We start from the raw sequence: 1,134 nt of genomic DNA, 5'->3' as shown, positions 1-1,134 counted from the left end.
CGCGTCATACGTGTACGTGAGCGTCTGCTCGAACACGGAATCGGCTGTTTGCAGCTTGCGCGTCTGCTCAGTCAGACGCCCGGCCCCGTCGTAGGCATACGCGAGCGTTCCCGTCGCGTCGACGTGCTGTTGCAGCTCCATCAGCAGTTGCCCATCGAGGTCATAGGCGCGCTTGACCACGCTGTTTGCATTGCTCGCACGGATCAACTGGCCGCGCTTGTCGTACGTGAAGGCTTCGCTTTGATCGCTGCCTGCAACTGCGCGCCGTGTGATACGCCCCAACGGATCGCACGTCACCGTCAGCACCTGCCCCAACGGATCGATGCTCTGCGTCAGATGCCCCGCCGGATCGTAGACGTAGCGGCGCGAGCGCTTGTCATAGCCGATTTCCTCGATCAGCCGTCCCACCGCATCGCGCTTCAGATGCCACGTTTCGCCCCGCGCATTGATCACGCCGACCAGTTGTTCTTCCGTGTTGTAGCGATAGTGCGTGACGCTGCCATTGGCGTCGATGCGGCTCGCCAACTGGCCCTGTCCAAAGAAGCTGAAGCGCGTGATGTGGCCCGCTTCATCGGTGTACTGCGTGAGGTTGTCTTCGGCGTCGTATGCGCAAAACACGTAACCCGGCGAAGTACGGGCCACGAGTCGTCCCTTGGCGTCCCATTTATAGATCGCCGCTTCTTCTCCCGGCGCTTGCCGCTCGATCAGCTTGCCGCGTGCATCGTGCTTCAGACGCGTGGTGCGTCCGAGCGGATCGGTCAATCCGACCAGATAACCCAACGGGTCATAGTCGAGGGCCGTGACCTGTTGGGCGGCGTTGCGCACCCGAACCAGTTGACCGCGTGGGTCATAAGCGAATGCGGTGACAAGGCCCGAAGGCGTAGTCTGCGCAACGAGATTACCGCGCGTGTCCCACGTTTGCTTCCACTGGCCGCCTTCCGGATCAGTAATGGCGATAGGCCGCAGATTGTCGTCGTACTCCGTGCGCGTCGCGCTACGATTCGGCAACGTGTGCGTCAGCAGATTGCCGCACAGATCGTATTCCCACGTGGTCCTGTTTCCTGCAGGGTCCACTGCTGCAACCGTGCGTCCCAGCCCGTCATAGCGATAACTGGACATGCCACCCAACTGATC

At 61.4% G+C, this 1,134-nt stretch carries 1 pseudogene; it reads right to left on the bottom strand.

What is annotated here, in order from left to right:
- Window positions 1–1,119 (bottom strand): annotated as a pseudogene (locus QCE62_RS35030) (type IV secretion protein Rhs); the annotation flags it as partial.
- Between the last annotated feature and the right edge of the window lie 15 nt (window positions 1,120–1,134).

Origin of the sequence: Caballeronia sp. LZ033 (genome assembly GCF_031451265.1) — a bacterium.
Classification (GTDB): domain Bacteria; phylum Pseudomonadota; class Gammaproteobacteria; order Burkholderiales; family Burkholderiaceae; genus Caballeronia.
Note: the sequence above shows the minus strand (reverse complement) of the source record. Positions and strands in the feature narration are given on the sequence as shown.